The organism is Mesorhizobium sp. Root102 (assembly GCF_001425625.1).
In the GTDB taxonomy this organism is placed as follows: Bacteria; Pseudomonadota; Alphaproteobacteria; order Rhizobiales; family Rhizobiaceae; genus Mesorhizobium.
In genome coordinates, this window is sequence record NZ_LMCP01000001.1 from 158,282 (window position 1) to 173,383 (window position 15,102).

13 protein-coding genes are annotated in these 15,102 nt (G+C 63.8%); 10 read left to right on the forward strand and 3 right to left on the reverse strand.

Features of this window, described 5'->3' with window-relative positions; translation table 11 throughout:
- The first annotated feature begins 204 nt into the window (after nucleotides 1-204).
- The 4 genes from ASD12_RS00750 to ASD12_RS00765 all read left to right on the forward strand — a co-directional run bounded on the left by ASD12_RS00750 (nucleotide 205) and on the right by ASD12_RS00765 (nucleotide 4,451).
- Nucleotides 205-1,647, forward strand: coding sequence for a methylmalonyl-CoA mutase subunit beta (locus ASD12_RS00750; protein WP_056580726.1), 1,443 nt, complete (start codon nucleotides 205-207; stop codon nucleotides 1,645-1,647).
- Nucleotides 1,644-3,767 carry a methylmalonyl-CoA mutase gene (gene scpA, locus ASD12_RS00755; protein WP_056580729.1) on the forward strand — a complete coding sequence of 708 codons (2,124 nt, stop codon included), beginning with the start codon at nucleotides 1,644-1,646 and terminating at the stop codon, nucleotides 3,765-3,767. The genes ASD12_RS00750 and scpA overlap by 4 nt, the downstream gene beginning before the upstream one ends.
- Nucleotides 3,768-3,837: 70 nt before the next feature.
- On the forward strand, nucleotides 3,838-4,068 hold the full coding sequence (locus tag ASD12_RS00760; protein ID WP_056580734.1) for an AbrB/MazE/SpoVT family DNA-binding domain-containing protein: 231 nt from the start codon (nucleotides 3,838-3,840) through the stop codon (nucleotides 4,066-4,068).
- Nucleotides 4,065-4,451: a type II toxin-antitoxin system death-on-curing family toxin gene (locus ASD12_RS00765; protein ID WP_056580737.1), complete on the forward strand. Its 387-nt coding sequence runs from the start codon at nucleotides 4,065-4,067 to the stop codon at nucleotides 4,449-4,451. The genes ASD12_RS00760 and ASD12_RS00765 overlap by 4 nt, the downstream gene beginning before the upstream one ends.
- On the opposite strand, the gene greA is transcribed toward ASD12_RS00765, so the two are convergent.
- Nucleotides 4,448-4,921, reverse strand: coding sequence for a transcription elongation factor GreA (greA, locus tag ASD12_RS00770; protein WP_056580741.1), 474 nt, complete (start codon nucleotides 4,919-4,921; stop codon nucleotides 4,448-4,450). The genes ASD12_RS00765 and greA overlap by 4 nt on opposite strands.
- A gap of 118 nt (nucleotides 4,922-5,039) precedes the next feature.
- Between greA and ASD12_RS00775 the strand changes: the two genes are divergently transcribed.
- On the forward strand, nucleotides 5,040-6,416 hold the full coding sequence (locus tag ASD12_RS00775) for a TIGR03808 family TAT-translocated repetitive protein (protein ID WP_056580745.1): 1,377 nt from the start codon (nucleotides 5,040-5,042) through the stop codon (nucleotides 6,414-6,416).
- Nucleotides 6,417-6,425: 9 nt separating this feature from the next.
- Here ASD12_RS00775 and ASD12_RS00780 read toward each other — a convergent pair whose 3' ends face one another.
- Together ASD12_RS00780 and ASD12_RS00785 are read right to left on the reverse strand one after the other, a co-directional pair.
- Complete coding sequence (locus ASD12_RS00780; protein WP_056580749.1) at nucleotides 6,426-7,430, reverse strand: asparaginase; 1,005 nt, start codon at nucleotides 7,428-7,430, stop codon at nucleotides 6,426-6,428.
- A 28-nt stretch (nucleotides 7,431-7,458) separates the two neighbouring features.
- Complete coding sequence (locus ASD12_RS00785) at nucleotides 7,459-8,625, reverse strand: acetyl-CoA acetyltransferase (protein ID WP_056580753.1); 1,167 nt, start codon at nucleotides 8,623-8,625, stop codon at nucleotides 7,459-7,461.
- 198 nt (nucleotides 8,626-8,823) lie between these two features.
- Here ASD12_RS00785 and betI point away from each other — a divergent pair, with 198 nt between their 5' ends.
- Genes betI through betB form a run of 5 tightly spaced genes read left to right on the forward strand, consistent with a single transcriptional unit; the run spans nucleotide 8,824 to nucleotide 15,101 of the window.
- Nucleotides 8,824-9,414 carry a transcriptional regulator BetI gene (gene betI / locus ASD12_RS00790; RefSeq protein WP_056580755.1) on the forward strand — a complete coding sequence of 197 codons (591 nt, stop codon included), beginning with the start codon at nucleotides 8,824-8,826 and terminating at the stop codon, nucleotides 9,412-9,414.
- Nucleotides 9,411-10,940: a choline-sulfatase gene (gene betC, locus ASD12_RS00795; protein WP_056580758.1), complete on the forward strand. Its 1,530-nt coding sequence runs from the start codon at nucleotides 9,411-9,413 to the stop codon at nucleotides 10,938-10,940. The genes betI and betC overlap by 4 nt, the downstream gene beginning before the upstream one ends.
- On the forward strand, nucleotides 10,940-11,941 hold the full coding sequence (locus ASD12_RS00800; RefSeq protein ID WP_082525176.1) for a threonine/serine dehydratase: 1,002 nt from the start codon (nucleotides 10,940-10,942) through the stop codon (nucleotides 11,939-11,941). Before betC ends, ASD12_RS00800 begins: the two co-directional genes overlap by 1 nt.
- Nucleotides 11,934-13,586: a choline dehydrogenase gene (betA, locus tag ASD12_RS00805; RefSeq protein ID WP_056580763.1), complete on the forward strand. Its 1,653-nt coding sequence runs from the start codon at nucleotides 11,934-11,936 to the stop codon at nucleotides 13,584-13,586. Before ASD12_RS00800 ends, betA begins: the two co-directional genes overlap by 8 nt.
- 51 nt (nucleotides 13,587-13,637) lie before the next feature.
- Nucleotides 13,638-15,101 carry a betaine-aldehyde dehydrogenase gene (gene betB, locus ASD12_RS00810; protein ID WP_056580767.1) on the forward strand — a complete coding sequence of 488 codons (1,464 nt, stop codon included), beginning with the start codon at nucleotides 13,638-13,640 and terminating at the stop codon, nucleotides 15,099-15,101.
- Nucleotide 15,102 lies beyond the last annotated feature (1 nt).

Here is a 15,102-nt window from a genome sequence, read left to right on the forward strand (position 1 = left end):
CAATGCCAATCCTCAAAATCGGTTTTTGGGAGCTTGCGGATTTTGCCGGTGTTTGGCAATCGTTCATGGTTCGTCCACTCAGGCTTCCCTATATCTGGTGGATCGAATTCGGTCTCTGAAAGAGCATTGCATTGCGATATCGGACCGGTGACCGTAGACTGAACCGCTCCCGGCTGGTGCGGCCGCATAAAACGAGGAGGACGGATGGGCGCCGGAGCCTTGACCAGGGATGTTGAACCCGAGAACGCCGAGCGCCCGCGATGGCTGGCGTTGGCGGAAAAGGCGCTGGCCGGCGCCTCCTTCGAGGAAAAGCTGGTCTCGCATAGCGACGACAACATCCGCATCGAACCGCTCTACGACCGCAGCACCGCGGCGGAGCCGATCGTGCGCGCCAACCCTAAATCGCCCTGGATCGTCAGCCAGCGCGTCGACGATCCGGACATCGAGCGCGCCAGAACCCAGGCTCTGGACGATGTGGCACAGGGTGCCACGGGATTGTCACTGGTCTTCGAAGGGGCGCCGAACGCGTTCGGCTACGGCCTGCCGAGAACGGCGGAAGCGCTGGAGACGGTGCTGGACGGCGTCCCGCTCAACCGCATCCAGGTTCGCATCGACGCCCATCCCTGGAGCCGCGCCGTGGCTGACTGGCTGGTCGCGTTCCTGAGCAAACGCCGGTCGGACCCGGCAAAGCTCAACCTCTCCTTCGGCATCGATCCGGCGGCCATCTTCGCCGGAACCGGCCGGTTGCGCATGTCGATCGAGGCGCTGCAGGCCTCCATGCCGCAGTCGCTGGCGCATTTCTTCTCGATGGGCGTTCCGGGCGTGCTGCTGGAGGCGGACGGGCGTGTGTTCCACAACGCCGGTGCGACAGAGGCGCAGGAGCTTGGCATCATGCTGGCTTCGGCGGTCTCCTATCTCAGAATGTTCGAGACGGCACGGCAGCCACTTGTCTATGCCGCGCCCCATATCGGATTTGCGCTCAGCGTCGACCAGGACCAGTTGCTGTCAATGGCCAAGGTGAGAGCCCTGCGCAGGCTCTGGGCACGGGTGCAGGAGTCTTGTTCGATCCCGACATCCACCGCCAACATCCATGCCGAGACGTCGTTTCGCATGATGACGGCGATGGACCCGGAGACCAACATCCTGCGCACCACGATTGCCTGCTTTGCCGCGGCGTGTGGCGGCGCCGATTCGATCTCCATCCTGCCGCACACGATCGCGCATGGCTTGCCGGCGGGATTTGCCCGTCGCGTTGCCCGCAACGCGCAGCTGATCATGGCCAATGAAAGCCATATCGATCATGTCGCCGATCCCGCCTATGGTTCCGGCGCGGTCGAAGCGCTGACCGCTGAACTCTGTGAGATAGCCTGGGCGGAACTGCAGACAATCGAGGCCGAGGGCGGCGTCCTGTCCAGCCTTCAGGACGGACACATCCAGAAGCGCGTTCACGCCGCGGCAGCGCAGCGCAATGCAGCCTACCGGGCAGGCGAGCGGACCATTATCGGCACCACGCTTTACCCGCTGAAAGACGAACGTCCGGTCGAGACGCTGGCGGCTGAACGGCGGCCGGCCTTCACCGAAGGCGTTGCCGTCTGCGAGCCGCTGCCTCCGGCCCGCATCGACCAATCGATCGGAGCCACCTCTTGATCCCTGATTTCAGCCAGATCGGCTGGGTCCCGCCACGCCACGCACCCGTCGAAGTCAAGGGCCAGCGGACGACGCCAGAAGGGCTCGTCGCCAAGCATCTGTACAATCAAAGCGACCTCAAGGGGTTGCCGTATCTCGACACCTACCCGGGCCTGCCGCCCTTCGTGCGCGGTCCCTACCCGACCATGTATGTCCAGCAGCCCTGGACGATCCGGCAATATGCCGGCTTCTCGACGGCCGAGGAATCCAACGCCTTCTACCGGCGCAATCTTGCCGCCGGCCAGAAAGGGCTGTCGGTCGCCTTCGATCTTGCCACGCATCGCGGCTATGACAGCGACCATCCGCGCGTCGCCGGCGATGTCGGCATGGCGGGCGTCGCCATCGATTCCATTCTCGATATGCGCCAGCTCTTCGACGGCATTCCGCTCGGCGACATGACGGTGTCGATGACGATGAACGGCGCGGTGCTGCCGATCATGGCGCTCTACATCGTCGCGGCGGAAGAACAGGGCGTTGCGCAGAAGGATCTTGCCGGCACCATTCAGAACGACATTCTGAAGGAGTTCATGGTCCGCAACACCTACATTTATCCGCCGAAACCCTCGATGCGGATCGTGTCGGACATCTTCTCCTACACGTCGAAGAACATGCCGAAGTTCAATTCGATATCGATCTCCGGCTATCATATGCAGGAGGCCGGTGCGACGGCCGACCTGGAACTCGCCTATACGATCGCCGACGGCATCGAATATGCTCGCGCCGGCGTTGCGGCGGGCCTCGACATCGACCGCTTCGCGCCGCGCCTGTCCTTCTTCTGGGCCATCGGCATGAACTTCTTCATGGAAGTCGCCAAGCTGCGGGCCGGGCGGCTGCTGTGGGCGACGTTGATGGAGAAGAATTTTTCGCCGAAGGACGAGCGCTCGCTGTCGCTGCGCACCCATTGCCAGACCTCGGGCTGGTCGCTGACGGCGCAGGACCCCTACAACAACATCGTCCGCACCATGATAGAGGCGATGGCGGCAACGCAGGGCCACACGCAGTCGCTGCACACCAATTCCTTCGACGAGGCGATGGCGCTGCCGACCGATCATTCGGCGCGCATCGCCCGCAACACCCAGCTCATCCTGCAAATGGAATCCGGCACCACGCGCGTCATCGACCCATGGGGCGGTTCGGCCTATCTCGAACGGCTGACGCATGACCTGGCGGCGCGCGCGCTTGCCCATATCGAGGAGGTCGAGGCGCTTGGTGGCATGGCGGCGGCGACCGAGCAGGGCATTCCCAAGCTGCGCATCGAGGAAGCCGCCGCGCGGACGCAGGCGCGGATCGATTCCGGCGAGCAGATGCTGGTCGGCGTCAACGCGCATCGTCCCGGGACCGACATCGAGGTCGACGTGCTGAAGATCGACAATGCCGAGGTCAGGGCCCGGCAATTGTCGAAGCTGCAACGGCTGAAGGGCACACGCGACGTCGGCGCGGTCGAGAGCGCACTCGACGCGCTTACCCGCGCCGCGCAAGGCAATGAAAACCTGCTGGAGTTCGCCATCCGCGCCGCGCGCGCCAATGCCACGGTCGGTGAAATCTCGTTTGCGCTTGAGAAAGTCTTTGGCCGCCACGTCGCCACGGTGCAGACCATTTCCGGCGTCTATCGCAAGGCCCTTGGCGATAATCCCGTGGTAGACGGCCTGAAGGACAAGCTTGAAGCTTTCGAAAAGAAATCCGGCGGCAGGCCGCGCATTCTCGTTGCCAAGATGGGACAAGACGGCCACGACCGTGGCCAGAAGGTCATCGCCACGGCCTTCGCCGATCTCGGCTTCGATGTCACCGTCGGCGCGATGTTCCAGACCCCCGATGAGATCGCCAGGCTCGCCGTCGCACAGGATGTCCATATCGTCGGCGCCTCGTCTCTGGCGGCAGGGCATCTGACGCTGATCCCCGAACTGCGCGATGCGCTGAAAAAGCTCGGCCGAGGCGATATGCTGATCGTCGCTGGTGGCGTCATTCCACCGCAGGACTACGACGCGGTGCTGCTAGCAGGTGCTGCCGAAATCTTCCCGCCGGGCACCGTCATTCCGGAGGCAGCGGATCGTTTGCTGGACCGCCTGCTGGCCGCCCGATAGGCTTGTTATAATATCCGTTGCAGCAGCACTCCTGTTGAGTTATAATCGGCGTTGCAACAGGATATTCATCATGAACACGACCATACGCAAGATCGGCAATTCCGAGGGCGTGATCCTGCCGAAGGAGTTGCTCGACCGTTTGAACATGAAGGCAGGCGACAGCATCGTCATCATTCAGGAAGGCGAAGAGCTTCGCTTGCGTCGCACCGAAGACAGCGCCGAGGAATTCGAGCGCAAGATGAAGATCGCGCGTGAGCGGATGAAAAAGTACGAGGTTGCCTACCGCGCGCTCGCGAAATGACCGAGCATCATTCGCGGGAATTCGTGGAGTCGCTTCACGCCGAGCAGTTGCGCCTGCACGGAGGGGCGGCAGGCATACGCGATGAAGGCATGCTGGAGTCGGCGCTCTCTCGTCCAAAGCAGCGAGAGATTTATGGCGATCCGGATCTGTGCGAACTGGCGGCGGCATACCTGTTCGGCATCGCCAAGAACCACCCGTTCGTTGACGGCAACAAGCGTACTGCCTTTGCCGCGGCCGATCTGTTTCTTTATTTCAACGGATTAAGCGTCGAGGCCGACCAGCAGGACGTCATTCAACTGGTCTTGATGGTCGCCGCCGGCGAGATCGATGAAACTGGAGCAGCGGCTTTCTTCCGCGACCATGTCGTCAAGCTTGAGGATTAGCTCTCGGAGAGCTTGACGATTTCCCATTCCTTGCCGTTGACGCTGGCCACGTCGCCGACCTTCTTGCCGAACAGGGCCACGGCCATCGGCGAAACATGCGAAATGCTACCCTTGGTCGGATCGGCCTCGTCCTCGCCGACGATTTTCCAGTGCACCTTCCTGCCGTCATCGCCCTCCAGCGTGACGCCCATGCCGAAGCGCACCAGGTCGCTGCCCGGCTCCGGCAAAGAGAGCTCGGCACTTTCACGCCGGGCGGTCCAATAGCGCAGGTCACGCGACACAACCGCGATGCGTTCGCGGTCCGCTTTCCGTTCGGCCTTCGCCAACATGTCGCGCAGATCGGCCAGATTCTCCTCGATCTGCGCCAGACCGTGCTCCGTAACCAGATTGCGATACTGGCTGACCGGCCGCTCACCGACCCCGGCAATGGCGTTTTCGCTGTCTTCCTCGCGGGTAAAAGCTCTGCTCATTCCCTAAGCTTAGGCGCGGAAAGGCTGCTCGACAAGCCATTGTCTCTGGTCTCGAGAGGAGGCCGAGCGTCTGGCACGATTCCTGCGATACCGAGGCCGAACGCCAGGACCTGTGCCGATGTTGAACAGACGAACGCTGCTGACCGGAACCGCCGGTTTCGCCGTCATGGGCCTTGCGCTCGGCAAGGCGGCGGCCGCGAGCCTGACCGGCATCGAGAAAGCCTCGATGCGCGGCTCGATCAATGCCACCGAACTCGGCGTGCAGCCCGGCAGCTTCGACGATCAGAGCAAGGCCTTCGCCAAACTGCTGCGCGACGCCAACGACCGCGACATGCCGGTGTTCCTGCCACCGGGCACTTATGTGGTGTCCAACCTCTCGCTGCCCGGCCGCGTGCGTCTTTCCGGAGTGCCGGGCGCAACGCGGATCGTCTATGGCGGCGACGGTCATCTGTTCATGGCCGAGCAGGCCGACCATATCGAGCTTAGCGGGCTGGTTTTCGATGGCAGCAACCGTTCGATGGGCGACTACGCGCAAGGGTTGCTCGATCTGCGCCGGGTCGTGTATCTGGTCGTCGACAATTGCCAGATCATCGGCAGCGGCAAGAACGGACTGGCGCTGGAACACGCGATGGGCCGGGTCGAGCGCTCGGAGATATCGGGAGCTGCCGATGCCGGCATCTATTCGGTCGAGGCCGGCGGGCTGGCGATCACGGGCAACACCGTCTCCGACTGCGCCAATGGCGGCATCCTCGTGCACCGCTGGCAGGCGGCGGAAGACGGCACCATGGTCACCGGCAATCGCGTCGAACGCATCGGGGCGCGCAGCGGCGGAACGGGACAGAACGGCAATGGCATCAACGCCTTTCGGGCCGGCAATGTCGTCATTTCGGGCAATATCGTGTCGGATTGCGCCTTCTCGGCGATCCGGGCCAACAGCGCCAGCAACCTGCAGATATCGGGCAACACCTGCTCGCGCTCGGGCGAAACGGCAGTCTATTCCGAATTCTCGTTCGAAGGCGCCATCATCAGCAACAACATCGTCGACGGTGCCGCCAACGGCATCTCGATCGTCAACTTCAATGAAGGCGGCCGCATGGGTGTCTGCTCAGGCAACATCGTGCGCAATCTGTCGACCAGCGGCCCCTACCCCGCCGACTCGCCGGGGTTTGGCGTCGGCATCGGCGTCGAAGCCGACACCACCGTTTCCAACAATGTCATCGAGAACGCGCCGCTCTATGGCATGCAGATCGGCTGGGGTCCGTACCTGCGCAATGTCGTGGCCACCGGCAACATCATTCGCAAGGCTGGAACCGGCATCGTCGTGTCCGTGGTCGAGGGCGCCGGCACAGCGGTCATCTCCGACAATGTCATCGACGGCGCCCTGAATGGTGCGGTAGTCGGCCAGCGTTGGGCCGAGCCGGCCACGGGCGACCTCGCTTCGTCAAACGATAGCGGCTATGCGCATCTGACCGTCGAGCGCAATCACGTCAGCTGAGGGCCGGTTTCAATTCAAGGCCGCGGTGGGCCTCAGCGCCCCGACCTTGGCGCCGTTCCGGCTTTCGATCGGCGCGTTTGCCATTTCGGTCAGCTTCGCTGCCAGGGCCTCGTCTGCGCGCAACAATTTGGCCAGAACTGCGGCAACCATGGCTTCGCCGGCGCGGCCGGCGCCGTCGTCGCATTTGAGCGCGATGCCGAGGCCAAGTTCCGGAATTGCGGCACAGTGGACGCCTTCGGCGCCGCCTTTCGTGAAAATCCGCCCTGGCGCGGCCTCCATCAGCGCGACGTCTTCGCGGCCGGTGCCGGCAACGAAGAAAGGCTCGGCCATGCACGCGGCCAGCAGCCGCCTCGCGGCCTTGGCTCGCTCGGCACCAAAACCATTTGTCGTGGCCATGCGGGCAAAGCCGAGCGCGAAGCTCCTGAGCGGCACCGCATAGGTCGGGATCGAGCAGCCGTCGGTGGCCCGCTCATCCGCGCCATGGACGGCGCCCGTCACCGACTGCATGGCGTCGCGCACCATCTCCTGCAGGCCGTGCCCCGGCTTGACATAGCCGCGGTGCGCAATGCCGGCGTGGACACAGGTGCAGAGGAAGCCGGAATGCTTGCCGGAGCAATTGTTGTGCAATGCGTTCGGCGAGCCGCCGGCGCGGGCGAGCGCAATCTCGGCGTCATGATTGGACGGCCAATGCGTGCCGCATTCGAGCGCTGATCCGTCCAGCCCGGCCTTGGCCAGCATGGATCGCGCCAGTTCGACATGTGCCGGCTCGCCCGAATGGGACGCACAGGCAAGCGCCAGTTCGCGGTTGCCGAAACCATAGGCATCCGCCGCGCCGCTTTCGACCAGCGGCAATGCCTGGATCGCCTTGACCGCCGAGCGGGGGAACACCGGCTTGGCGGTATCGCCGATTTCCCAGACGGGCTTGCCGTCGGCGTCGAAGACCGCGACCGCGCCACGGTGCGCGCTCTCGACAATCGCGCCGCGCAAGACTTCGATCAGAACCGGATTTGTCATGGCTACCCCGTAAAAATACGGGCTGCTTCTACCTGATCCGGTCCAATATGGAAACGTAGTTGGCGACCGCCGCACCGCCCATATTGAAGATGCCGCCAAGTTTCGCACCCGGCACCTGAATGCCGCCGGCCTCGCCGACAAGCTGCATGGCGGTCAAGACATGCATCGACACGCCTGTGGCGCCGATCGGATGGCCCTTGGCCTTCAGTCCGCCTGAGGGATTGACCGGCAGGCGACCATCCTTGGCCGTCGTGCCGTCCAGCGCCAGTCTGGCGCCCTCTCCCGGCTTGGCCAGGCCCATCGCCTCATATTCGATCAATTCGGCAATGGTGAAGCAGTCATGCGTTTCGACGAAGGAAAGATCGTCGAGCGTCACGCCGGCCGATTTCAGCGCCCGGTTCCAGGCCTGCTCGCAGCCTTCGAAAGTCAGGATGTCGCGCTTCGACATCGGCAGGAAATCCTGCACATGCTCGTTGGCGCGGAAGGCAACGGCACGACGCATCTTCAGTGCCGTCGCGGTGTCGGCGAGGATAAGGGCAGCGGCGCCGTCGGAAACCAGCGAGCAGTCGGTGCGCTTCAGGGGACCGGCAACGAACGGGTTCTTCTCGCTCTCCTGGCGGCAGAACTCATAGCCGAAATCCTTACGCATCTGCGCATAGGGGTTGTCGACGCCGTTCTTGTGGTTCTTGGCGGCAATCATCGCCAGCGCGTCCGACTGGTCGCCATAACGCTGGAAATAGGCCTGCGCGATCTTGCCGAAGACGCCGGCGAAACCCGCCGGCGTGTCGCCGTCCTCTGGCAGATAGGACGCCTTGAGCAGGTTCTTGCCGATCTCTGGGCCGGGCGTCGTCGTCATCTGCTCGGCGCCGACCACCAGCACGATGCGGGCGGCATTGGCGTCGATAGCGCGGATGCCTTGGCGGACCGCCGCCGATCCGGTGGCACAAGCGTTCTCGACGCGCGTCGCCGGCTTGAAGCGCAGCCGGTCGTCGGCCTGGAGCACCAGGCTGGCGGTGAAATCCTGCGCCGAAAAGCCGGCGTTGAAGTGGCCGAGCACGATCTCGTCAACCTCGTCGGGACCGATGCCGGCATGGTCGAGCGCGTCCGTTGCGACCTTGACGATCAGGTTTTCGAGCGTTTCGCCCTCAAGCTTGCCGAACCGGGAATGCGCCCAGCCAACGATGCATGCGGTCATGGCGGTCTCCATCCTTGACGCGAGCCTAACACGTGGGCTCACAGTGCACTTTGCGTTTATTGTTCAAATATAAACAATCATCCCCGCATCGGAAAGGGCCGGGACCAGACAATCGCTTGGTACAGGCAAAGCCGGTGCCGATTTTTTTGTTGATTGACCCGTCAATAAAAAATAATCCTGCTTCAAAGGACCAGCGAGATGCCGAAAGTCGGAATGGAGCCATTGCGCCGCAAGGCGCTCATCGACGCGACGATCTCGGCGATCGGCGAGCGCGGTTCGCTCGACGTGACCATGTCCGAGATCGCCGGACGCGCCGGCGTGTCCTCCGCGCTTGCCCATCACTATTTCGGCGCCAAGGACGAACTGTTGCTGGCGACAATGCGCCACATCCTGGCCGAGCTGACCATCGACATGCGACGCGCCCTTCAATCGGCTGCCACCCCGCGCGAGCGCGTTTCGGCCGTGGTGGCCGTCAACTTCTCCGACATCCAGTTCCAGCCGGAAACGATCGCCGCATGGCTCGCCTTCTATGTCGAGGCGCAGAAGTCGTCGGCCTTACGCCGGCTGCTCAGGGTGTACGCGCGGCGCCTGCACTCCAACCTGATGAGCGGCCTGACCGGCATCCTGCCCAGAGCCGAAGCCGACCGCGCAGCCGAAGCGACAGCGGCGATGATCGACGGGCTCTACATCAGGCGGGCGCTGAAGGACGGCGTGCCTGACGCCGCGACCGCGATCGCGCTGGTCGAGGACTATCTCGAAACCAAACTCGGTGAGCGGTGCAAACAGTGACAACGAAGCGACCCAATTTCCTGATCGTCATGGTCGATCAGCTCAACGGGACCCTGTTTCCGGATGGGCCGGCAGAGTTTCTGCACGTACCGCATCTGAAGGCGTTGGCCGCCCGATCGGCGCGCTTTGCCAACAACTATACGGCGTCGCCACTCTGCGCGCCGGGCCGTGCCTCGTTCATGAGCGGGCAATTGCCGTCGCGCACCGGCGTCTACGACAATGCCGCCGAATTCGCCTCATCGATCCCGACCTTCGCCCATCATCTGCGCGCCGCCGGCTACTACACCTGCCTGTCGGGCAAGATGCATTTCGTCGGGCCGGATCAGCTGCACGGTTTCGAGGAGCGGCTGACCACCGACATCTACCCGGCCGATTTCGGCTGGACGCCCGATTACCGCAAGCCCGGCGAGCGCATCGACTGGTGGTATCACAATCTGGGCTCGGTGACCGGCGCCGGCGTCGCCGAGATCACCAACCAGATGGAGTATGACGACGAGGTCGTGTTTCTCGCCACGCAGAAGCTCTATCAGCTTTCGCGCGAACAGGACGACGCGAACCATCGGCCCTGGTGCCTCACCGTCTCGCTGTCGCACCCGCACGATCCCTATGTCGCGCGCAAGCAGTATTGGGATCTCTACGAGCATTGCCAGGCGCTGGACCCGGAAACAGCGTTCATCGCGCATGACGAGCAGGATACGCATTCCCGGCGGCTGTACCACGCCAGCGACTATCCCTCTTTCGAGATCACGCCAGAGCAGGTGCGTCGTTCGCGGCGCGGCTATTTCGCCAACATCTCCTATGTCGACGACAAGCTCGGCGAGATCCTGGATGTTCTCGAGCGCACCCGCACGGCCGACGACACAATCATCCTGTTCTGCTCGGACCACGGCGACATGCTCGGCGAGCGCGGCCTGTGGTTCAAGATGAGCTTCTTCGAGGGGTCGGCGCGGGTGCCGCTGATGATTGCCGGCAAGGGCGTTCACGCCGGGCTGATCGAGACGCCGGTCTCCAATCTCGACGTGGCGCCGACGCTTTGCGACCTCGCCGGCATCGACATCGCTGCGATCGCACCTTGGACGGACGGCCAGTCACTGCTGCCGCTCACCGACGGCATCGAGCGCACCGCACCTGTGCTGATGGAATATGCTGCCGAAGGGTCCAACGCGCCTTTGGTGGCGATCCGCGACGGCAGATACAAATTCGTCCACTGCGAGCTCGATTCGCCGCAACTGTTCGATCTCGAAGCCGATCCGCTCGAGCGAAACAATCTGGCCGACGACCCCGCCAATGCGGGCCTGGTGGCGGCATACATGGACAAGGTCCACGCGCGCTGGAACATGGCCGGCTTCGACGCCGCAGTGCGCGAAAGCCAGGCGCGCCGCTGGGTCGTTTATCCGGCGCTGCGCAACGGCGCCTATTACCCCTGGGATTTCCAGCCTCTGCAAAAAGCGTCCGAGCGTTACATGCGCAATCACATGAACCTCGACAATCTCGAAGAGAGCAAGCGGTATCCGCGAGGCGAATGATGTCGGACCTTCTCGTTCCCTCCCTCGACCATCTCAAGCAGGCCTATGCCGTGACATCACGGGCGACGCAGATCACGCCGCTGCTGGAATCGACGGCACTGGCCAGGGAGACGGGGGCGGCCCGCGTCTTCATCAAGCCGGAATCGCTGCAATGGGCCGGCTCGTTCAAGGTGCGCGGCGCTTATTGGCGGCTGAAGCAGCTTTCGGCTGACGAGGCGAGGAAAGGCGTCGTCGCCTATTCCTCCGGCAATTTCGCGCAAGGGCTGGCGGCCGCCGGCCAGGCGCTCGGCATTCCCGTCACCATCGTCATGCCGATCGATGCACCGGCCGCCAAGCGCGACGCCACCGCGGGCTATGGCGCCCGTGTCGTGCTGACCGACCATGGCGAGCGCGCGCGGGAGGAAGTCGCGGCCGCCAAGGCCCGCGAGATCGCCGAGACAGAGGGGCTGGCGCTGCTGCATCCATTCGACGATCCGGAGATCATTGCCGGCCAGGCGGGCGCCGGCCTCGAAGCGCTCGACCAGCTTGCCGCCAAGAACGCCAGTGCCGACCTCTTGTTCTGTTCGGTCGGCGGCGGCGGACTGATCGGCGGCGTTTCGCTCGCCTTCCACTATCTGTCGCCCGCCACCGAGATCATCGGCGTCGAGCCGGAGGGATTCAATGGCATGGGTTCGTCACTGGCACACGGCAGCATCGAGACGATGCCGATCGGGCCGAAGTCGATCTGCGACGGGCTGATGTCGCGCCGCCCGGGCGATGCTCCATTTGCCGCAGTGAAGTCGGCAGGTGTCCGCGGCATCACCGTCGATGATCAGTCGGTGCGTAGCGCCATGCGGATCGCCTTCGAGCGCATGAAGCTGGTGCTCGAACCGTCGGGCGCCGCCTCGCTCGCGGCACTGCTCGGCGACAAGGTGGATGTGAAGGACAAGACCGTCCTGGTTGTGGCTACCGGCGGGAATGTCTCGCTCGCCGATTTCATGGCGCATATGAACCATGCTTGAAGCGGATTTCGTCATCATCGGCTCCGGCTCGGCCGGCTCGGCCATGGCCTATCGCCTGTCGGAAGACGGCAACCATTCGGTCATCGTCATCGAATTCGGCGGCAGCGATATCGGGCCGCTGATCCAGATGCCGTCGGCGCTGTCGATCCCGCTCAACATGAGCCTTTACGACTGGGGCTTTGCCAGCGAGCCGGAGCCGCATCTCGGCGGCCGCGTGCTGGCGACACCGCGCGGCAAGGTGATCGGCGGCTCGTCCTCGATCAACGGCATGGTCTATGTGCGCGGCCACGCCCGCGACTTCGACCATTGGGCCGAAGACGGTGCGGTGGGCTGGGGCTTTGCCGACGTGCTCCCCTATTTCAAGCGCATGGAAGACTCGGACGGCGGCGAGGATGGCTGGCGGGGCAAAAGTGGTCCGCTGCATGTGCAGCGCGGCTCACGGCGCAATCCGCTCTATGGCGCCTTCGTCGAGGCCGGCCGCCAGGCCGGGTTCGAACTGACCGACGACTACAACGGTTCCAAGCAGGAAGGGTTTGGGCCGATGGAGCAGACCATAAGCGGCGGCCGCCGCTGGTCGGCGGCATCAGCCTATCTGAAGCCGGCGCTGAAGCGCAAAAACGTGAGTCTGGTCAAGGGCTTTGCGCGGCGGGTGATCATCGAGAATCAACGCGCCATCGGTGTCGAGATCGAAGCTCACAAACAGATTCAGGTCGTTAAGGCGCGACGTGAGGTGATCGTCGCCGCATCGTCGATCAATTCGCCCAAGATCCTGATGCTGTCCGGCATCGGCCCGGCCGAGCATTTGCGCGAAAACGGCATTGCCGTGGTGGCCGACCGGCCCGGCGTCGGCCGCAATTTGCAGGACCATATGGAGCTCTACATCCAGCAGGAATCATTACTGCCGATCACGCTCAATTCCGTGCTGAACCCGTTCTCGAAAGCACTCATCGGCGCGCAGTGGCTGTTCTTCAAGACCGGCCTCGGCGCCACCAACCATTTCGAAGCGGCGGCCTTCGTGCGCTCGCGTGCCGGCGTCGACTACCCCGATATCCAGTACCATTTCATCCCTGCGGCTGTCCGCTATGACGGTAAGGCGGCGGCCAAGTCGCACGGCTTCCAGGCCCATGTCGGACCGATGCGCTCGAAGTCGCGCGGCTCGGTGACGCTGCGCTCGCCGAACCCGAAATCGCAGCCTGTGATCCGCTTCAATTACATGTCGCATCCAGACGACTGGGCGGAGTTTCGCCACTGCATCCGGCTGACGCGCGAGATCTTCGGCCAGTCAGCGTTCGACCCCTATCGGGGCAAGGAAATCTCGCCGGGCAGCCAGGTGCAGACGGACGACGATCTCGACGTCTTCATTCGCGACCACGCCGAGAGCGCCTACCATCCTTGCGGTACCTGCAAGATGGGCCGCGCCGACGACATGATGAGCGTCGTCGATCCCGAGTGCCGGGTCATCGGCGTCGAAGGCTTGCGGGTGGCCGATTCCTCGATCTTCCCGCGCGTCACCAACGGCAATCTCAACGCGCCATCGATCATGACCGGCGAGAAGGCATCCGACCACATCCTTGGCCGCACGCCGCTGGCGCCTTCCAACCAGGAACCATGGATCAATCCGCGCTGGCAGGTGTCGGACAGATAGAGCATGATCCGGCGAACGTTGCGCCAAAGCCAAGACGATTTGGAGACTCCCATGCGCGCCCAGCCCACGGCATCGCACTATGTCAATGGACGCTACATCGAGGACGAAGGCGGCGCGCCCCTGCCGGTCATCTACCCGGCAACCGGTGAGACCATTGCCCTGCTGCGTTCGGCGACGCCGAACGTGCTGGAACTAGCCGTCGAGGCAGCACGCGCTGCGCAACCCGCCTGGGCGCGGCTGAAGCCGGTCGAGCGCGGGCGCATCCTGCGCCGTGCCGCCGACATATTGCGCGCCCGCAACGCCGACCTCGCCCGCATCGAGACGCTCGACACCGGCAAGGCGATCCAGGAAACGTTGGTCGCGGACGCCCCTTCGGCGGCGGACTGCCTCGAATATTTCGGCGGTGCGGTCGCCGCTTACAATGGCGAATCGGTCGATCTCGGCGGGCCCTTCGCCTACACAAGGCGCGAAGCGCTCGGTGTCTGTGTCGGCATCGGTGCCTGGAACTACCCGATCCAGATCGCCGGCTGGAAATCGGCGCCTGCGCTCGCCATGGGCAATGCCATGGTGTTCAAGCCTTCGGAAAACACGCCGCTTTCGGCGTTGGCGCTGGCCGAGATCTACAGCGAGGCCGGCCTGCCCGACGGGCTGTTCAATGTGGTGCAGGGCTATGGCGATGTCGGCGCCGGCCTCGTCGGCCACGATGTCGTCGCCAAGGTCTCGGTGACCGGCTCCGTCCCGACCGGCCGCAAGGTGCTGTCGCTGGCCGGCTCGAAGATGAAGCACGCGACGATGGAGCTTGGCGGCAAGTCGCCGCTGATCATCTTCGACGACGCCGACATCGATAACGCTATCGGCGGCGCCATGCTCGGCAATTTCTATTCGACCGGACAGATCTGCTCCAACGGCACGCGGGTCTTCGTGCAGAGCGGTATTCACGACCGCTTCGTCGAACGCCTGGTCGAGCGGACCAAGAAAATCCGCATCGGCGACCCGCTCGATCCCGAAACCCAGATGGGCCCGCTGGTCTCCAAGGCGCAGCACGACAAGGTGGTCGGCTATATCGAAATCGGCAAGCACGACGGCGCCGTTCTCGCCTGCGGCGGCAACGTGCCTTCACTGCAGGGTTTTCAGGGCGGCTTCTTCGTCGAGCCGACGGTGTTCACCGGCGTTACCGACACGATGCGCATTGCGCGTGAGGAGATTTTCGGGCCGGTGATGAGCGTGCTGAAATTCGACGGCGAGGACGAGGTGATCGACCGCGCCAACGACACCGAATTCGGTCTCGCCGCCGGCGTCTTCACGCGCGACCTGCCGCGCGCCCACCGCGTCATCGCCGAGCTGCAGGCTGGCACCTGCTGGATCAACGCCTACAATCTGACGCCGGTGGAGATCCCGTTCGGCGGCTTCAAGCAGTCAGGCATCGGACGCGAGAATTCACTGGCGGCACTGGCGCTGTATTCGCAGCTGAAGTCGATCTACGTCGAGACTGGGAACGTGGCGAGCCCGTATTGAC

Bases quoted from the DNA above. Each gene is read 5' to 3' on its own strand.
- ASD12_RS00750 (WP_056580726.1), top strand. From the start codon at position 205: ATGGGCGCCGGAGCCTTGACCAGGGATGTTGAACCCGAGAACGCCGAG.
- ASD12_RS00760 (WP_056580734.1), top strand. From the start codon at position 3,838: ATGAACACGACCATACGCAAGATCGGCAATTCCGAGGGCGTGATCCTG.
- ASD12_RS00765 (WP_056580737.1), top strand. From the start codon at position 4,065: ATGACCGAGCATCATTCGCGGGAATTCGTGGAGTCGCTTCACGCCGAG.
- greA (WP_056580741.1), bottom strand. From the start codon at position 4,921: ATGAGCAGAGCTTTTACCCGCGAGGAAGACAGCGAAAACGCCATTGCC.
- ASD12_RS00775 (WP_056580745.1), top strand. From the start codon at position 5,040: ATGTTGAACAGACGAACGCTGCTGACCGGAACCGCCGGTTTCGCCGTC.
- ASD12_RS00780 (WP_056580749.1), bottom strand. From the start codon at position 7,430: ATGACAAATCCGGTTCTGATCGAAGTCTTGCGCGGCGCGATTGTCGAG.
- ASD12_RS00785 (WP_056580753.1), bottom strand. From the start codon at position 8,625: ATGACCGCATGCATCGTTGGCTGGGCGCATTCCCGGTTCGGCAAGCTT.
- betI (WP_056580755.1), top strand. From the start codon at position 8,824: ATGCCGAAAGTCGGAATGGAGCCATTGCGCCGCAAGGCGCTCATCGAC.
- ASD12_RS00800 (WP_082525176.1), top strand. From the start codon at position 10,940: ATGTCGGACCTTCTCGTTCCCTCCCTCGACCATCTCAAGCAGGCCTAT.
- betA (WP_056580763.1), top strand. From the start codon at position 11,934: ATGCTTGAAGCGGATTTCGTCATCATCGGCTCCGGCTCGGCCGGCTCG.
- betB (WP_056580767.1), top strand. From the start codon at position 13,638: ATGCGCGCCCAGCCCACGGCATCGCACTATGTCAATGGACGCTACATC.